This is a genomic window from Acidovorax sp. LjRoot74 (assembly GCF_964254355.1).
GTDB lineage: Bacteria > Pseudomonadota > Gammaproteobacteria > Burkholderiales > Burkholderiaceae_C > Acidovorax.
Genome location: NZ_CAXUTI020000001.1, coordinates 5,129,402 through 5,145,443, shown reverse-complemented (window position 1 = coordinate 5,145,443; position 16,042 = coordinate 5,129,402). Strand labels below are relative to the sequence as shown.

The following is a 16,042-nucleotide window of genomic DNA, read 5'->3' as shown; positions in this document are numbered from 1 at the left end:
TGGGCCGCCGGTTTCAGACCCTTCGGGCGCGGGTCTGGGCGGGTGACTCGCCGTAGCGCTCACGGTAGAACGCCGAAAAGCTGCTCGCGCTGGCAAACCCGCAATCCATGGCAATCTGCGCGATGCTGTCCGCGCTGTCCTGAAGCAGGCGCTGGCGCGCGGTCGCCAGCCGCTGGTCGCGCAGCCACTGCAGGGGGGACTGCCCAAACCGGTGCTGAAACGCGTACTGCAGCGCCCGGACCGACAGGCAGCCCAGCTGGGCCAGCTCGCTGAGGGTGAAGCGCCCCCCGGGCTCGGCGAGCATGGCATCGCACACCTTGTCCACGGCCAGGCGTTCGCGCAGGCTGCCGGGCCGGGGCGGGCGGGACTCGGCGGTCAGCCAGTCGGGCCGGAACAGCAGTACCAGCTGGCGGTAGACAAAGTCCTGGAAACCCAGCCGGTGCAGCATCTCCGGCTGGTCCAGATGCAGATGGATGGTGGCCCCGATGTGCCGCGCCAGGGCCTCCAGAGAAGGACCCATCTGCGAGGTCAGGAGGCGGACGCGCCCGTGGTCCAGGTTGACCGGGCTCCCCGCTTCCAGGCCCCGCAGTGCGCGCGCTGCCATGTGCAGTCCCTGGGGGTCCAGCTGCAGCATGAGCACGTTCTGGCCCTGGCCAACGGCTTCCTGGGGGCCGGAGCCTGCCGGAATGAACACGCAGCGGGGGCCGGTCAACTCCAGCTTCTGGTTCTGCACCCGCAACTCGTTGTGGCCTTCGAGCTTGAAGGACACGGAGGCGCGCGTGTTGTCTGCCACGGCCACACGCAGCGACGTGAACGATGCGGCAATGGCCGACATGCCGGGTAGCACCACAGAGGCCGATTGGCCCGCAAAGGCGTTGTCCCGTGTTTGTGCATCGCAATCCTGGAGCTTGGGCCACAGGGGCAGGACCGATTCTCCGAACGCTGCGGGGGCGGAGAAAGTGGCGCAACGGTCGTTGCCGAACAGCAAAGGGGACGGGACGGGCGTGGGGTTCAGAGCGTGATACCGCTGAACGCAGGAAGAAAACCGGAGGTGGCGGGGTGTGAGCCTCGTGCTCTGCAGGGAGTTCCCGGGTGGCGCAGTGTACAAGCTGTTTCTTGGTTCAAAAGCTGTCAAATAAACGGTTGTAGGTTACTTTTGCGTTAAACATGTAGGTAACTGCGCGAATCGTGTAGACGGTGGTTGGGCGTCGTCTGGACAATTTCGCTGAGTCGGGGGAGGTCTGCGGGCCCGGCGGCGCATGCCGCCGCCGGGTGGCTGTGGCGCGATGCATCCACGGTGTCTTGCCATCGACAAGAACACAGCAAAGGAAACGACATCGTGGAATGGTTCAAGAAGCTTCCGGTGGGGAGCAAGCTGATTGGCGGGTTTCTCGCAGTCGCCGCCGTAGGGGCGGTGATCGGGATCAACGGTATCCAGAAATCGTCCCAGATCAATGATCTGGCCCAGCTGATGTATGAGCGCGAGATCGCGGGCATGCTGCATGCCACCGAAGCCAACATCAACCTTGTGGCTGCCGGAAGGGCCATGCGCAGCGCGCTGTTGTCTGTGTCGGAGCAAGAGAGGGCCACCCACCTGCAGGCCGCCAGCCAGAGCGTGTCGCAGGCGATGGGAGAGCTGGATAGCTCGGCACAGTTCTTCGTTTCCGACGGCGGAAAGGCGCTGGCGCGCGAGGCAGCTGCGGCGCTGCGCGACTACGCAGCCGGGCTGGACCAGGTCGCAGCGCTGCTCAAGGAGGAGGAACTGGCCAACGTGCGTGCCTCCTCCGACAAGATGCGCGCGGTGCGCCCCTTGGCCGACAAGGCCGACGACCTGCTGGGCAAGCTGGTCGAGCGCAAGCGCGGCGATGCCAAGGCACTCAACGAAGAAACGGACACTATCTACAGCCGCATCCGCGTGCTGCTGATTTCCCTGACGGCCGGTGGTGCCCTGGTGGGGCTCGCAATTGGTGTGGCCCTGACCCGCAGCCTCACACGTGCGCTGGGCGGCGAGCCCGCTGCCGTGGCGCTGGCCGCCAACGCCATCGCTGCCGGGGATTTGTCCCTGCCCATCGATACATCGCGCGCCGGGGTGGGCAGTGTGGTGGCCGCGATGCACGACATGCAGAGCGCGCTACGCAGCGTGGTGGGCACGGTGCGTGAGGCCAGCGACAGCATTGCCACCGGTGCCGGTCAGATCTCGGTGGGCAATGCCGACCTGTCCCAGCGCACCGAGGAGCAGGCCAGCAACCTGGAAGAGACGGCGGCCTCGATGGAAGAGCTGACCAGCACCGTGCAAAGCAGTGCCGATGTCTCGCGCCAGGCGGCCGAGCTTGCACGCAGCGCCAGCGCGGCGGCCCACGATGGCGGCCGCGTGGTGGGGCAGGTGGTGTCCACGATGGCGGAGATCAACACATCCTCCCAGCGCATCTCCGACATCATCGGCGTGATCGATGGCATCGCCTTCCAGACCAACATCCTGGCGCTGAATGCGGCGGTGGAGGCCGCGCGCGCGGGCGAGCAGGGCCGTGGTTTTGCCGTGGTGGCGAGCGAGGTGCGCAGTCTGGCCCAGCGCAGCGCAGCGGCGGCCAAAGAAATCAAGGGCCTGATCGAGGACAGCGTGGGTCGGGTCGAAAAAGGCAGCCAGCTCGTCAACGACGCCGGCCAGGTGATGGACACCCTGGTGGCCCAGGTGCGCAGCGTGGCCGACCTGATTGGCGACATCACCACCGCCACGCAGGAGCAGACCGCAGGCATCAGCCAGATCAACGAAGCCGTGACCCAGCTGGACACGGTGACCCAGCAGAACGCCGCCCTGGTGGAAGAGGCGGCGGCCGCCGCCGACAGCCTGAACCACCAGGCCCAGCAACTGGTGCAGGCGGTGGCCGTGTTTCGCCTGGGGGCGGAAGCACAGCGGCCCGCACCCGCCACCGGCCATGCTGCGCCCGGGGCGCCACAGCGGCGGGCCCCGGCACTGCCCCGCGTGGCACAGAAGGCTGCACCGGGCGCTGATGCCAGCTGGACGCGGTTCTGATTCACCCTGTGCAGTGGCTGGGGCTGAACCCCACCGGGTTGCCCGTGCCAGGTAGGTCGCAATGGACAGTGCCCATGTGTTGAAAAGAATTCCGGTCGATCAGGCGATGCCGGGCATGTTTGTCCATGCGCTGGATGCGTCGTGGATGGAGCATCCGTTCTGGCGCAGCCGGTTTGCGCTGCAGGGCGAAGGCGACGTGCAGGCCCTGCGCAGCAGCGGCGTGGCGCATTGCTGGATCGATATCTCGCGTGGCGCGGATGTGGCTGCCGGGGCCGCGCCCGTGCGCAAGGGAGGCGCGCACGCCCTGGCAGAACTGCCAGCCGCCCCTTCCACCGTGGCGTCATCACGGAGGCCCTGCACCCCGGCCCCCGGCGATTCGGCAGCCTCGCTCCACCACGCCGAACGGCTGGCGCTGAAAGCGCGTGAGGTGGTCCGGGCACTGTTCTGCCAGGCCCGTGCGGGGCAGGCGATCTCTCTGGACCACAGCTTGGCCATCGTGGATGAGTTGACGGCCATGGTGGCGACGCAGCCTGGGGCGTTGATCGGGCTGGTGCGCCTCAAGAGCTAGGACAACTACACCTTCGCGCATTCCGTGGCGGTATGCACCTTGATGATCGCTCTGGCGCGCCAGCTGGGGTTGACGCCCGATCAGGTGCGCGAGGCAGGCATGTGTGGGTTGCTGCACGACGTGGGCAAGCTGCGGGTGCCGGGCCATATCCTCGACAAGCCGGGCAAGCTCACGCCCGAAGAGTTCCGGGTGATGCAGATGCATCCGCAGCACGGGGTCGAGATCCTGCGCCGTGGCGGCCAGGTGCCAGACTCCGTGATCGACGTCTGCCTGCACCACCATGAAAAGATGGACGGCAGCGGCTACCCACATGGCTTGCCACAGGGGCAGATCAGCCTGCTGGCGCGCATGGCGGCGGTCTGTGATGTGTATGACGCGGTGACTTCCGAGCGGGCCTACAAGAACGCCTGGGACCCGGCCCTGGCCCTGGCACGCATGGCGCAGTGGGAGGGGCATTTCGACCCGTCGGTCCTGCACGCCTTTGTGCGGGTGGTGGGCATCTACCCCGTGGGGTCGCTGGTGCGCCTGGCCTCGGGTCGGCTCGCCGTGGTGGTGGAGCACAACCCCGGGGCACTGACCGCGCCCCGGGTGCGGGTGTTCTTTTCACTGCGCTCCGGTTCGCACATCGAGCAACGGGTGCTGGACCTGTCCCGCCCCGGCGAGGCGGACCACATCGTCGCGCGGGAAGACCCGCACGTCCACGGATTCACGCGGCTGGCCCACCTCTGGCAGCCGCAGTGATGGGCGTGGCTGAGCCCGGCAGCTGTTCCTTGAGCAGCTCCAGAAACGCCTGCGCCGCCACTGGCAGGCTGCGCCCGGCCAGGGTCTGGATCTCGATGTCGCGCAGGTCCATGCCGGGGTCGCTGATGGGCAGGGCCACGATGGCGCCTTCGGCCACCAGGTGGCGCACGGCGATCTCGCTGGCGACGGACAGCCCGCCGCCCAGCTGCACAAAGTTGACCACCGTCTTGGCGTGGTTGCTGATGAGCACGGCTTCGAGCTGCAGGCCTTGGCGGCTGCAGACGATGTCGATCATCTGGCGCACCGTGGTTTCGGCCGGGGGCAGGGCCAGCGGGTAGGCGGCCATCTGCGCCAGGGTCACGCTGCCTGCGCTGGCCAGCGGGTGGCCGGGCGGCAGCAGGGCCAGCACCGGGGCGCTCTGGCGGTAGGCCACGTCGATGTCCTTGTGCGGCGCGCGGCTGAAGCACAGGCCGATGTCGGCCGCGCCGCTGCGCACGGCGTCGGGCACCTGGGCCGTGGGCAGGGCGATCACGCTGAACTGCACCCCGGCATACGTGCGCTGGAACTCCACGCACAGGCGTGGCACCAGCTCGTTGGCAAATGCGTCGGACGTGGCCAGGCGCACTTGCCCCGCACGCAGGCCCTGCAGCGCACCGATCTCGCCCAGCGCGCGCTCGGCGTCCAGCAGGGTGCGGCGCGCATGCACCGCCAGGATCTCGCCCGCCGCCGTCAGCACCATGCCGCGCGGGTGGCGCTCGAACAGGTGCGTGCCCAGTTGCGCCTCCAACCCTGCGATCTGGCGGCTCAGCGCCGAGGCGGCCACATGCAGGCGGGCCGAGGCCTCGGTGAGCGAGCCGCTCTGCGCCACGGCCAGAAAGTAGCGCAGGGTGGTGTCTTGCAGCAGGTGGGGGCGCATGGGTGACGGAGTCGGGAGCGAGGCTGGCAGTATGCGCCGGTTTGCCGTGGTGGCAAAGCAGCTTGCTGAAATGCTGGTGGTCAAGCAATGCGCGGATTCCTAAGATGGTTCCATCCTTTGTTGTGTCCAATTTCTTTGCGGGAGTGCTCTGTATGCGTCTACTTTCCTGGGGCCGTGGTGTCTGGGGCCTGGCCGGCCTGCTGGTGCTGGCATCTGCCGCGCAGGCACAAGCCAACTGGCCCGACCGCCCTGTGCGCGTGATCGTGCCCTTCCCGGCCAGCGGCGCGACCGACCTGGTGGCCCGCGTGGTCACCCAGCGCGTGGCCGCCGACCTGGGTCAGCAACTGGTGGTAGACAACAAGCCCGGCGCGGGCGGCACCTTGGGCACGGCCGAGGCGGCCAAGGCCGCACCCGACGGGTACACGCTGCTGCTGACCACCAGCAGCACGCACGCCATCTCGCCCCACCTGATGCCCAAGCTGGCCTACGACCCGCGCAAGGACTTCACGCCCGTGGCCCATGTGGCCGACGCGCCCAGCGTTCTGCTGGTCACCAACTCGCTGCCCGTCAAGACCGTGGGCGAACTGATCGCCTACGCCAAGGCCAACCCGGGCAAGCTCAACTACGCCACCAGCGGCAACGGCACCATCGTGCACCTGAACACCGCCGCCTTCAGCGCCCAGGCGGGCGTGGAGATGACGCACATCCCCTACAAGGGCACGGCCCTGGCCATCCCTGATCTGATTGCCGGGCAGACGCATGTGCTGTTTGACTCGCTGCCCACCGGCATGCCCCACGCCAAGGCCGGCCGCCTGCGCGCCATCGCGGTGACCAGCGAGAAGCGCAGCACCCTGGCGCCCGAGCTGCCCACGCTGGCCGAGTCCGGTCTGCCCGGTTATTCGTCGGTGACCTGGTTTGGCGTGTACCTGCCTGCGGGCGCATCGCCCGCGCTGGTCGAGAAGGTGCACAAGGCCTTTGCCAAGGCCGTGCAGGCGCCCGAAGTGGCCGAGAGCCTGGCCAAGCTGGGCGTGGAGCCTGCCGCGCCCCGCACGCCCGCACAGTTCGCTGCGATGGTGCAGGCCGACAGCAACCGCTGGGCGGCGGTGATTCGCCAGCACAAAATAAATATCGATTAACCCCCTGAGGCGCCTTTGGCGCCTTCCCCCAAGGGGGACGACGCCCTCGGTGCGGGGCGGCCCTTCCTCGGCGTCTCTCGCCTGCGCCATGCCTGATCTACCCGCGTCTGGCTCACCGGACATGGGCCCTGGAGACACACGCTTTATGAATTCCAACTCTCTCGACTGGTCCCTTCCCTACGCCTCCACCCGCAGTGCGGTCATGGGGCGCAACGTGGTCTCCACCTCGCAGCCGCTGGCGGCGCAGGCGGGCCTGCGCATGCTGCTGGCGGGTGGCAACGCGGTGGATGCCGCCATTGCCGCCGCCATGGCGCTCACGGTGGTGGAGCCCACGGGCTGCGGTCTTGGCAGCGACGGGTTTGCCATCGTGTGGGATGGCAAGGAGCTGCACGGCCTGAACGCCTCGGGCCGATCGCCTGCGGCGTGGACGCCTGAATACTTCGAGAAGCTGGGTGGCATCCCCGAGACGGGCTGGAACGCCGTCACCGTGCCGGGCGCCGTGTCGGCCTGGGTGGCGCTGTCCAAGCGCCTGGGCAAGCTGCCGTTTGCGCAGCTGGCGCAGCCCGCCATCGACTACGCGCGCAACGGCTTTCCGGTGTCGCCCACCATCGCCCGCCTGTGGGCGCTGGGCGCGGCCAAGCTGGGCACGCAGCCCGGGTTTGCCGAGTGCTTCATGCCGAATGGTCGTGTGCCCCAGGCAGGCGAAATCTTCCGCAGCGAAGCCCACGCGCGCACGCTGGAGCTGATCGCCGAAACCGAGGGCGAGGCCTTCTACCGGGGCGTGATTGCCGAGCGCATCGCCGCCCATGCGCAAGCCAACGGCGGTGCCATGACGATGGCCGACCTGGCCGCGCACCAGGCCGACTGGGTGGGCACCATCCAGCAGCGGTTTGGCGACTCGGTCATCCACGAGATCCCGCCCAACGGCCAAGGCATTGCCGCACTGATGGCGCTGGGCATGCTCGACGCGCATGGCATTGGCGCGCACCCAGTGGACGATGTGGAGACCGTGCACGCCAGCATCGAGGCCATGAAGCTCGCGTTTGCCGACCTGCACCAGTACAACGCCGACATCGACGCCATGCCGGTGAAGCCCGATGCGCTGCTGCACCCCGACTACCTGTGCAGCCGCGCTGCGCTGATCGACACCACGCGCGCTGGCGACCCCGGCTACGGCGCCCCGCGTCCCGGCGGCACGGTGTACCTGGCGGCAGCCGATGCGTCCGGCATGATGGTCTCGTTCATCCAGTCCAACTACATGGGCTTTGGCTCGGGCGTGGTGGTGCCGGGCACCGGCATCAGCCTGCAGAACCGGGGCCACGGCTTCAACCTGATCCCGGGCCACGCCAACCAGGTGGCGCCGCGCAAGCGCCCCTCGCACACCATCATTCCGGCCTTTGCCATGCATGCCGATGGCACGCCGCAGATGGCCTTTGGTGTGATGGGCGGCCCCATGCAAAGCCAGGGCCACACGCAGATGGCGCTGCGCGTGCTGCGCTACGGCCAGAACCCGCAGGCGGCGGCCGATGCGCCCCGCTGGCGCATCACCGGCGGCAAGGGCGTGGCCGTGGAGCCAGGCTTTGACCCCGCCGTGGTCGCCGCGCTGCGCGCGCGCGGGCACGAGGTGACGGTGGAAGAGGGCAACGGCGTGTTCGCCTTTGGCGGCGCCCAGCTGGTGCTGAAGAGCGGCAACAGCTACATCGCAGGCTCCGATCCGCGCAAGGACGGGTGCGCGGCGGCGTACTGAGTTCGCTATAAAAATAGGAGCTATCTGCGCTTGTTGGTCGCGCGCAGAGGCCTCTTTTTGTTCAATAAGCTGGCGCCTACCGCGTCTCGCGCACGGTCAGCCAGGCGCTGGCTGCGCCGCTGAGCACGATGGCTGCAATGCCCGCCATCGACCATGCATCCGGCACATGGCGGTACACCAGCCAGCCCGCCAGCATGGCAAACCCGATCTGCGAATACAGAAACGGCGCAATCGTCACCGGCGTGGTGCGTGCATAGGCGTTGAGCAGCAGCATGTGGCCCACCGCGCTCGACAGGCCCATGGTGAACATGCCCGCCCACAGCCACGGATCGCTCACCGGTTGCCAGAAGAACGGCGCGCCCAGCGACACCAGCGCGGTAGCGATCCAGCTGGTGTAGAGCTGCGTGGTGGCGGGGCTTTCCTGGCCCGCCATCTTGCTGCTCAGCACCTGGTAGCCCGTGCCCGAGGCCAGCATGCACAGCGGCCACAGCAGTGCCCAGGTGAAGGCCTCGCCGCCGGGCCGGATGATGGCCAGCGTGCCCGCCAGGCCCGTCACCACCAGCAGCCAGCGCAAAGGGCTTACAGGCTGGTGCAGCCACAGGGCCGCCACCACCGTCACACACAAGGGCACCGTGGCCACGATGGCCGTGAACTCCGCCAGCGGCAGGGCCGTGAGGCTGATGAAGCCGAACAGGCTGGTCATGGCGAACAGCGCGCCGCGCAGAACCTGAAAGCGGGGCTGTGTGGTGCGCAGCGCCGAGCGCCCCGCGCGCTGCAGCACAAAGGCCGTGGTCAGCAGCGACTGGAACACGTAGCGCATCCACAGTGCCATGACGATGGGCACACCCACGCTGACCAGCTTGCTGGCGGTGTCCAGCAGCGCAAAAAACGCGCAGGCCACCACGGCCAGGGCGATGCCCACCAACGCCGCACGCCGGCGGGCTGCAGGGCTGGTTGACAACGCAGGGCTGGTCGGGCTCACGGCGTGCCGCGTGCGCGCTCCAGCAGCATGGCGTCGCCGTAGCTGAAGAAGCGGTACTGCTGCGCTATCGCGTGCCGGTACAGGCCCATGATGTGGGCGTAGCCTGCAAACGCGCTCACCAGCATCATCAGCGTGCTTTTGGGCAGGTGGAAGTTGGTGACCAGCACATCCACCACCTGGAACGCAAAGCCCGGCGTGATGAAGATGTTGGTGTCGCCCGTGGCCCGGCCTGTCTTGGCCCACGACTCCAGCGTGCGCACGGTGGTCGTGCCCACGGCCACCACGCGGCCGCCGCGCTGGCGGCAGCGCTCCAGCGCGGCCAGCGTGGCCAGCGGAATCTCATACCACTCGCTGTGCATCTGGTGCTCGGCCAGGTTCTCGGTCTTGCAGGGCTGGAAGGTGCCCGCGCCCACATGCAGCGTGACGCTGGCACGCTCGATGCCGCGCGCGGCCAGGTCGGCCAACACGCCTTCGTCAAAGTGCAGCGCGGCCGTGGGCGCGGCCACGGCGCCGGGGTTGCGGGCGAACACGGTCTGGTAGCGCTGGCTGTCTTCGGCCTCGTCGGGGTCGTGGTCGCTGTTCTGGTGGCGCTCGATGTAGGGCGGCAGCGGCAGGTGGCCGTGGCGGTCCATCAGCTCCCAGGGCGACTCGCCCGCCGGGCCGTGCAGTGCAAAGCGGAACAGCGGGCCGTCCTCGGTGGGCCAGCGGCCCAGCAGCTGCGCGTCAAAGCCGCCTGCCTGGCGGCCACCGGCCATGTGCACCACGCTGCCGGGCAGGGGCTTCTTGCTGACTTTCATGTGGGCCACAACTTCGTTGCCCGTACCGCTTGCGGTACCTCCTGTGTCATTGCCGGCCTCGGCCTGCAGCACGCGCTCGATCAGCAGCTCCAGCTTGCCGCCGCTGGCCTTCTCGCCAAAAATGCGCGCCTTGACCACGCGCGTGTCGTTGAAGACCAGCAAATCGCCTTCGCGCAGCAGGCCGGGCAGCTCGCGGAAGATGCGGTCCACGGGCTGCATGGCGCGGCCGTCGAGCAGGCGCGAGGCACTGCGCTCGGGCGCGGGGTGCTGGGCAATGAGTTCGGGGGGCAGCGAGAAGTCGAAGTCGCTGAGGGTGAACACGCGGGGAGCGTGGGGCGCGCTGGCTGCGCCGGGGGAAAAATCAGTCATCGTGCTTGAGGGCCGAACGGGCCCGTGCCAAGGTAAAAATTGCGGAAGGCGCGATTGTCCCACGGGGCTGCAGGCCCTGCAGGTACGGTGCTATGGCTGGGGCGTGAACGCCACCGGAGCGGGCACGCTGCGCACCAGCCGCTGCACATCGTCGGCCTGGGCCAGGGTGGTGCCCGGATGCAGCAGGGCCGCTGCCCCGGCCGCCACGCCCCAGCGCAGCGCCTCGGCAGGCGCATCGCCCCGGTCCAGCGCCCAGACCAGCGCCGCCAGAAAGCAGTCCCCCGCGCCCGTGGTGCCGGTGGTGGCAGGCACATTCAGCGCCGGGGCCTGCCACACGCCTTCCCGTGTGGCGAGCACCGCGCCTTGTTCGCCCAGCGACAGGGCCACGGTCTCGGCCGCACCGCTGCGCACCAGTGACTGGGCGGCGGTGCACCAGTCGGTGGCATGCTCCAGCGGCTGCTGCACCAGCTCGCGCAGCTCTCGCAAGCTGGGCTTGGCCAGCGCCACCCCGGCCTGCAGCGCGGCGGCCAGCGGCGGGCCCGAGGTGTCCACCACCAGGCGGGTGGGAGCGCCCTGCAGGGCCAGCGCGCGGGCCAGCCGGGCGTAGAAGTCCTCCGGTGTGCCGGGCGGCAGGCTGCCGCTGGCAATGAGCCAGCGCGGCGGTGTGGTTTGGCGGGCCAGCCCGTCCAGGCAGCCTTGCCATTCAGCGGGCTGCAGCGTGGGGCCGGGCAACACAAACCGGAACTCCTGGCCTGTGCCGGTCTCGACCACCGAGAAGTTCTCGCGCGTGTCGCCCGCAATGGGTTGCAGCGCCGTGGGCACCCCCTCGTCGGCCAGCAGCTGTTGCACCTGCGCGCCCGCAGCACCACCCGCCAGCGCCCAGGCCGTCACGTCGGCGCCCAGCCGCTGCAGCACGCGGGCCACGTTGATGCCACCGCCCCCGGCAAAACGCTGCACCGGGCCACAGCGCAGCTTGTGCGTGGGCGCAACCTGGGCGGTGGTGGTGGCCAGGTCGAGCGCGGGGTTCAGGGTCAGGGTGATCAGGGCGGGCACGAAGGGGCCGGGCGAGGAGGACGGGGCGGTAGTCAGGGCAACCGGGCCGGGCTACCAGGCCTTTTCGGCAAAGCCCGACCAGAGTTCATTGATGTCCGGGAAGCGCCACTTCTCGGGGTCTTCGCGCGCCACGATCTTTTCGGTGCAGCCGGGGGCGGCCAGGTCCACCAGTTCGGGGGGGATGCGCAGATCGGACTTGGTCGAGAAGAACACCTTGACGATGGGGGTGGTGAGGGCCGTGGGGGCCTGTTCGGTCACCACGCCAATGCGCCCCGAGGTCAGCCGCACCAGCGAGCCCACGGGGTAGATGCCGATGCTCTTGACGAAGGCCTGGAACAGCCGCGCGTCGAAGTGGTCGTTGGTCCACTCGGCCATGCGGCGCAGCGACTCGGACGGGTCCCAGCCGCTTTTGTAGGGGCGGTCGGAAGTGACGGCGTCGTACACGTCGCAGATGGCCGTCATGCGGGCGATCACGCTGATGCCATCGCCCTTGAGTTTGTCGGGGTAGCCCGAGCCGTCGATTTTTTCGTGGTGGTGCAGGCAGGCGTCGAGCACGGCATCGGGCACGTTGCCGCCTTCCTTGAGCATGTGAAAGCCTTCCACCGGATGGCTGCGCACCACGGTGAACTCCTTGTCGGTGAGCTTGCCCGGCTTGTTGAGCACCGACAGCGGGATGGCTGCCTTGCCCAGGTCGTGCAGCAGGCCCGCCATGCCCGCCAGGCGGGTCTGTTCATCGTTGAGCTTGAGCTGGCGCGCCAGCGCCACCATCAGCGCACACACGGCCACCGAGTGCATGTAGGTGTAGTCGTCGGCGGTCTTGAGGCGCGCCAGGCTGATCAGCGCGCCCGGGTTGCGGGTGACGGAGTCCGAGATTTCTTCCACCAGGCTCTGCGCACCGACCGAGTCCACCGCACGGCCCATGCGGGCTTCGCTGAACATCGACACCACGGCTTTCTTGGACTTCACGCAGATGGCGGCGGCCATCTTGAGTTCGCCCTGCATGTCGGTGGGGGTGCGATTGCGCACCGGAGGGGGCGGCACGGGCAGGCTCACCTGGATGGGGGGCAGGTCTTCAAGGCGGCCAAAGTCGGTTTCTATCCTGGCATCCACTTCTTCGCGCGAAACTGAGGTGGTGCCAACGGCTACATCCAGGCCTTTTGAGGTGTCAATCCAACACTCCTGGATGGCGGTGGCCTGGATGCGCGCCAGGTCCTTGGGATCTTTGAGCACAAACTTGGCGCGCCAGAACGGGTGGTCCATCCATGAGCCGCAGAACTCGTGCAGGTACATGCCCAGGGTGAGGTGTTGGATTTGGATGCGCTTGAGCATGTTGTGGCAGGACCCGCAAAAACCGCCCATCGTCAGGCGTGACTAACGGTAACCATGTTAGCCTTTTTGCCCCGTCCTTGTCGTTCGTAAAACCCGTTACATGCCGTCTGCAGCCCCCAGAGTTTCCCCTAGCGCCAAGCCCCCGGCGGCCCCTGCTGCGGCCAAAGGCGGGGCCTCGGTGGCACAGAAGGCGCTGCAGAAACTCGGGCTGCGCCGCGACATCGACCTCGCCCTGCATTTGCCGCTGCGCTACGAAGACGAAACGCGCATCATTCCACTGGCCAATGCGCGTGATGGGCAGATGGCCCAGATCGAGGCCACGGTGGTGGCGAGTGAAGTGCAGCTGCGCCCGCGCCGCCAGCTGGTGGTGCAGGTGGAGGACGGCAGTGGCAGCTGCGAGCTGCGTTTTTTCAGCTTCTACCCTTCGCACCAGAAGACCCTGGCAGTGGGCGCGCGCCTGCGCATCCGGGGCGAGGTCAAAGGCGGCTTCTGGGGGCGGCAGATGCTGCACCCGGCGTTTCGCCTGGCTGGCGGGGAGCTGCCCGCCGCGCTCACGCCCGTCTACCCCACCACCGCCGGGCTGCCCCAGCCGTACCTGCGCCGCGCCGTGGTCAGTGCGCTGACCCGCGTGGACTTGTCGGACACGCTGCCGCCGGGGGCCGAGCCACCCTGGGCGCGTTTTCATGGTCAAAATGGCCTCCACCGCGCGTTCAGCTTGCGTGAAGCGCTCACTTTTTTGCACCACCCCACGCCCGACGTGGCGCTGTCCACGCTGGAGGACCACAGCCACCCTGCCTGGCAGCGCCTGAAGGCGGAGGAGCTGCTGGCCCAGCAGTTGTCGCAGCAGCAGTCGCGGCGCGAACGCGACATGCTGCGCGCGCCCGTGCTGCGGCCCCGGCCCGGTGCGGAGGGCGCCTTGCCCTTGCACGAACAGCTGATGGCCGTGCTGCCGTTCGACCTCACGGCCGCCCAGCGCCGTGTGGGCGAGGAGATTGCGGCCGACCTGGCTCGCCAGGCGCCCATGCACCGCCTGCTGCAGGGCGACGTGGGCTCGGGCAAGACCGTGGTGTCGGCCCTGGCCGCCTGCCTGGCCATGGATGCGGGCTGGCAATGTGCGCTGATGGCACCCACCGAAATCCTGGCCGAGCAGCACTTTGCCAAGATGATCGGCTGGCTGGAGCCGTTGCTGGCCGCGCGCGGCCGCAAGGTGGCCTGGCTGGTGGGCGGGCAGAAAAAGAAGGACCGCACCGCCATGCTGGCGCTGGTCGAAAGCGGCGAGGCGGCCCTGGTGGTGGGCACGCACGCCGTGATCCAGGAGCAGGTGCAGTTCAAGAACCTGGCGCTGGCCATCATCGACGAACAGCACCGCTTTGGCGTGGCGCAGCGGCTGGCGCTGCGGCAAAAGCTCGCCGCCCATGGCATGGAGCCGCACATGCTGATGATGAGTGCCACGCCCATCCCGCGCACCCTGGCCATGAGCTACTACGCCGACCTCGATGTGTCCGTCATCGACGAGCTGCCCCCCGGCCGCACGCCCATCGTCACCAAGCTGATCGCCGACAGCCGCAAGGACGAGGTGATCGAGCGCATTGGCGCGCAGGTGGAATCCGGCCGGCAGGTGTACTGGGTATGCCCGCTGATCGAAGAGAGCGAGGCGCTGGACCTTTCCAACGCCACCGCCACGCACGCCGACCTGAGCGAGGCGCTGCCTGGCGTGATGGTCGGCCTGCTGCACTCGCGCATGCCCACGGCCGAGAAAAAGGCGGTGATGGCACTCTTCACCAGCGGCCAGATGGGCGTGCTGGTCAGCACCACCGTGATCGAAGTGGGCGTGGACGTGCCCAATGCCTCGCTCATGGTCATCGAACATGCCGAGCGTTTTGGCCTGAGTCAGCTGCACCAGCTGCGCGGCCGGGTAGGGCGGGGCGCGGCTGCATCGGCCTGCGTGCTGCTGTACGCCACCAACGACAGCGGCCGCGTGGGCGAAACCGCCAAGGAGCGCCTGCGCGCCATGGCCGAGACCAATGACGGCTTCGAGATCGCCCGGCGCGACCTGGAGATCCGTGGCCCCGGCGAGTTTCTGGGCGCGCGCCAGTCGGGCGACGCGCTGCTCCGTTTTGCCGACCTGGCCACCGATACCCATCTGCTGGAATGGGCGCGCGAACTGGCCCCGCAGATGCTGGACCGCCACCCGGATTTGGCCGCCAAACACGTGGCGCGCTGGTTGGGTGGAAAATCCGACTATCTCAAGGCATGAGAGGCCCAGATCCACGCTGACGTGGCCCGCAGGAACACACCATGACCCTCACCGAACTCAAGTACATCGTTGCGGTGGCCCGCGAGAAGCACTTCGGCCACGCTGCCGATGCCTGCTATGTCTCGCAACCCACGCTCTCGGTGGCCATCAAGAAGCTGGAAGAAGAGCTGGATGTGAAGCTGTTCGAGCGCAGCGCGGGCGAGGTCACGGTGACGCCGTTGGGCGAAGACATCGTGCGCCAGGCGCAGAGCGTGCTGGAGCAGGCGGCGGCCATCAAGGAAATCGCCAAGCGCGGCAAGGACCCGCTGGCCGGGCCGCTCACGCTGGGGGTCATCTACACCATCGGCCCCTACCTGCTGCCCGAGCTGGTGCGCCAGTCCATCACGCGCACGCCGCAGATGCCGCTGATGCTGCAGGAGAACTTCACCGTCAAGCTGCTGGAGATGCTGCGCACGGGCGAGATCGACTGCGCCATCCTGGCCGAGCCTTTCCCCGACACCGGCCTGGCCATGGCGCCGCTGTATGACGAGCCCTTCATGGCGGCCGTGCCCAGCACCCATGCGCTGGCGGCGCAGCGCTCGGTCACGGCGGCCGAGCTGAAAAGCGAGACCATGCTGCTGCTGGGCGCGGGCCACTGTTTTCGTGACCATGTGCTGGAGGTCTGCCCCGAGTTCGCACGCTTTGCGAGCAACGCCGAGGGCATCCGCAAGTCGTTCGAAGGCTCGTCGCTGGAGACCATCAAGCACATGGTGGCGGCTGGCATGGGCGTGACGCTGGTGCCGCGCCTGTCGGTGCCGCGCGATGCGCTGCTCACCGTGTCGCGCCGCCGCAAGAGCGACGAGACCTACATCCGCTACCTGCCCATCCGCGAGGAAGACGGCAGCCCGCCGCCCATGCGCCGCGTGGTGCTGGCATGGCGGCGCAGCTTCACCCGCTATGAGGCCATTGCCGCGCTGCGCAATGCCATTTATGCCTGCGAGCTGCCGGGCGTGAACCGCCTGTCCTGACCCCGCCCTGCCGCAGCGTGGTGCCGGGGGAATCGGCGCTACACTCGCGCCGCCTCTGTGCTGGCCGACCTGGCCCCGCGCGTTGAGGCATGCATCTGGCGCAGTGCCC

12 protein-coding genes and 1 pseudogene are annotated in these 16,042 nt (G+C 68.4%); 7 read left to right on the top strand and 6 right to left on the bottom strand.

The features are described from left to right. Positions 1–13: 13 nt before the first annotated feature. Entirely contained in the window at positions 14–835 is an 822-nt protein-coding gene (locus tag ACSQ3O_RS24455; RefSeq protein WP_436140758.1) for a helix-turn-helix domain-containing protein, read from the bottom strand. 504 nt (positions 836–1,339) lie between these two features. On the opposite strand from ACSQ3O_RS24455, the gene ACSQ3O_RS24450 reads away from it, so the two are divergent. The 3 genes and pseudogenes from ACSQ3O_RS24450 to ACSQ3O_RS24440 form a co-directional block, all read left to right on the top strand. Then, a complete protein-coding gene (locus ACSQ3O_RS24450) occupies positions 1,340–3,031 on the top strand; it encodes a methyl-accepting chemotaxis protein (protein ID WP_436140757.1) in 1,692 nt (563 codons plus the stop codon). A 76-nt stretch (positions 3,032–3,107) separates the two neighbouring features. Then, the gene (locus ACSQ3O_RS24445; protein WP_436140756.1) at positions 3,108–3,599 is read left to right on the top strand and encodes a DUF3391 domain-containing protein; all 492 of its coding nucleotides are present in this window, start codon (positions 3,108–3,110) and stop codon (positions 3,597–3,599) included. 21 nt (positions 3,600–3,620) lie between these two features. Then, positions 3,621–4,340 (top strand): annotated as a pseudogene (locus tag ACSQ3O_RS24440) (HD-GYP domain-containing protein); the annotation flags it as partial. On the opposite strand, the gene ACSQ3O_RS24435 reads toward ACSQ3O_RS24440, so the two are convergent. Continuing rightward, complete coding sequence (locus tag ACSQ3O_RS24435; RefSeq protein WP_436140755.1) at positions 4,306–5,256, bottom strand: LysR family transcriptional regulator; 951 nt, start codon at positions 5,254–5,256, stop codon at positions 4,306–4,308. The pseudogene ACSQ3O_RS24440 and the gene ACSQ3O_RS24435 overlap by 35 nt on opposite strands. A 152-nt stretch (positions 5,257–5,408) precedes the next feature. Here ACSQ3O_RS24435 and ACSQ3O_RS24430 point away from each other — a divergent pair, with 152 nt between their 5' ends. Further along, the gene (locus ACSQ3O_RS24430) at positions 5,409–6,392 is read left to right on the top strand and encodes a Bug family tripartite tricarboxylate transporter substrate binding protein (protein WP_436140754.1); all 984 of its coding nucleotides are present in this window, start codon (positions 5,409–5,411) and stop codon (positions 6,390–6,392) included. A 145-nt stretch (positions 6,393–6,537) separates the two neighbouring features. Next, positions 6,538–8,139 (top strand): gamma-glutamyltransferase family protein, encoded by a 1,602-nt coding sequence (locus ACSQ3O_RS24425; protein ID WP_436140753.1) that lies wholly within the window; start codon positions 6,538–6,540, stop codon positions 8,137–8,139. 76 nt (positions 8,140–8,215) lie between these two features. Here ACSQ3O_RS24425 and ACSQ3O_RS24420 read toward each other — a convergent pair whose 3' ends face one another. The 4 genes from ACSQ3O_RS24420 to ACSQ3O_RS24405 all read right to left on the bottom strand — a co-directional run bounded on the left by ACSQ3O_RS24420 (position 8,216) and on the right by ACSQ3O_RS24405 (position 12,669). Next, entirely contained in the window at positions 8,216–9,121 is a 906-nt protein-coding gene (locus ACSQ3O_RS24420) for a DMT family transporter (RefSeq protein ID WP_436140752.1), read from the bottom strand. Further along, the gene (queA, locus tag ACSQ3O_RS24415) at positions 9,118–10,287 is read right to left on the bottom strand and encodes a tRNA preQ1(34) S-adenosylmethionine ribosyltransferase-isomerase QueA (protein WP_436140751.1); all 1,170 of its coding nucleotides are present in this window, start codon (positions 10,285–10,287) and stop codon (positions 9,118–9,120) included. Before queA ends, ACSQ3O_RS24420 begins: the two co-directional genes overlap by 4 nt. A gap of 90 nt (positions 10,288–10,377) precedes the next feature. Continuing rightward, a complete protein-coding gene (locus ACSQ3O_RS24410; RefSeq protein ID WP_436140750.1) occupies positions 10,378–11,340 on the bottom strand; it encodes a 1-phosphofructokinase family hexose kinase in 963 nt (320 codons plus the stop codon). 51 nt (positions 11,341–11,391) lie between these two features. Continuing rightward, positions 11,392–12,669 (bottom strand): HD-GYP domain-containing protein, encoded by a 1,278-nt coding sequence (locus ACSQ3O_RS24405; protein WP_436140749.1) that lies wholly within the window; start codon positions 12,667–12,669, stop codon positions 11,392–11,394. Between the two features lie 100 nt (positions 12,670–12,769). Here ACSQ3O_RS24405 and recG point away from each other — a divergent pair, with 100 nt between their 5' ends. After that, positions 12,770–14,926, top strand: a complete 2,157-nt coding sequence (gene recG, locus ACSQ3O_RS24400) for an ATP-dependent DNA helicase RecG (RefSeq protein ID WP_436140748.1) — start codon at positions 12,770–12,772, stop codon at positions 14,924–14,926. Positions 14,927–14,967: 41 nt separating this feature from the next. Further along, on the top strand, positions 14,968–15,933 hold the full coding sequence (locus ACSQ3O_RS24395; protein WP_094290364.1) for a LysR substrate-binding domain-containing protein: 966 nt from the start codon (positions 14,968–14,970) through the stop codon (positions 15,931–15,933). Positions 15,934–16,042: the final 109 nt, after the last annotated feature.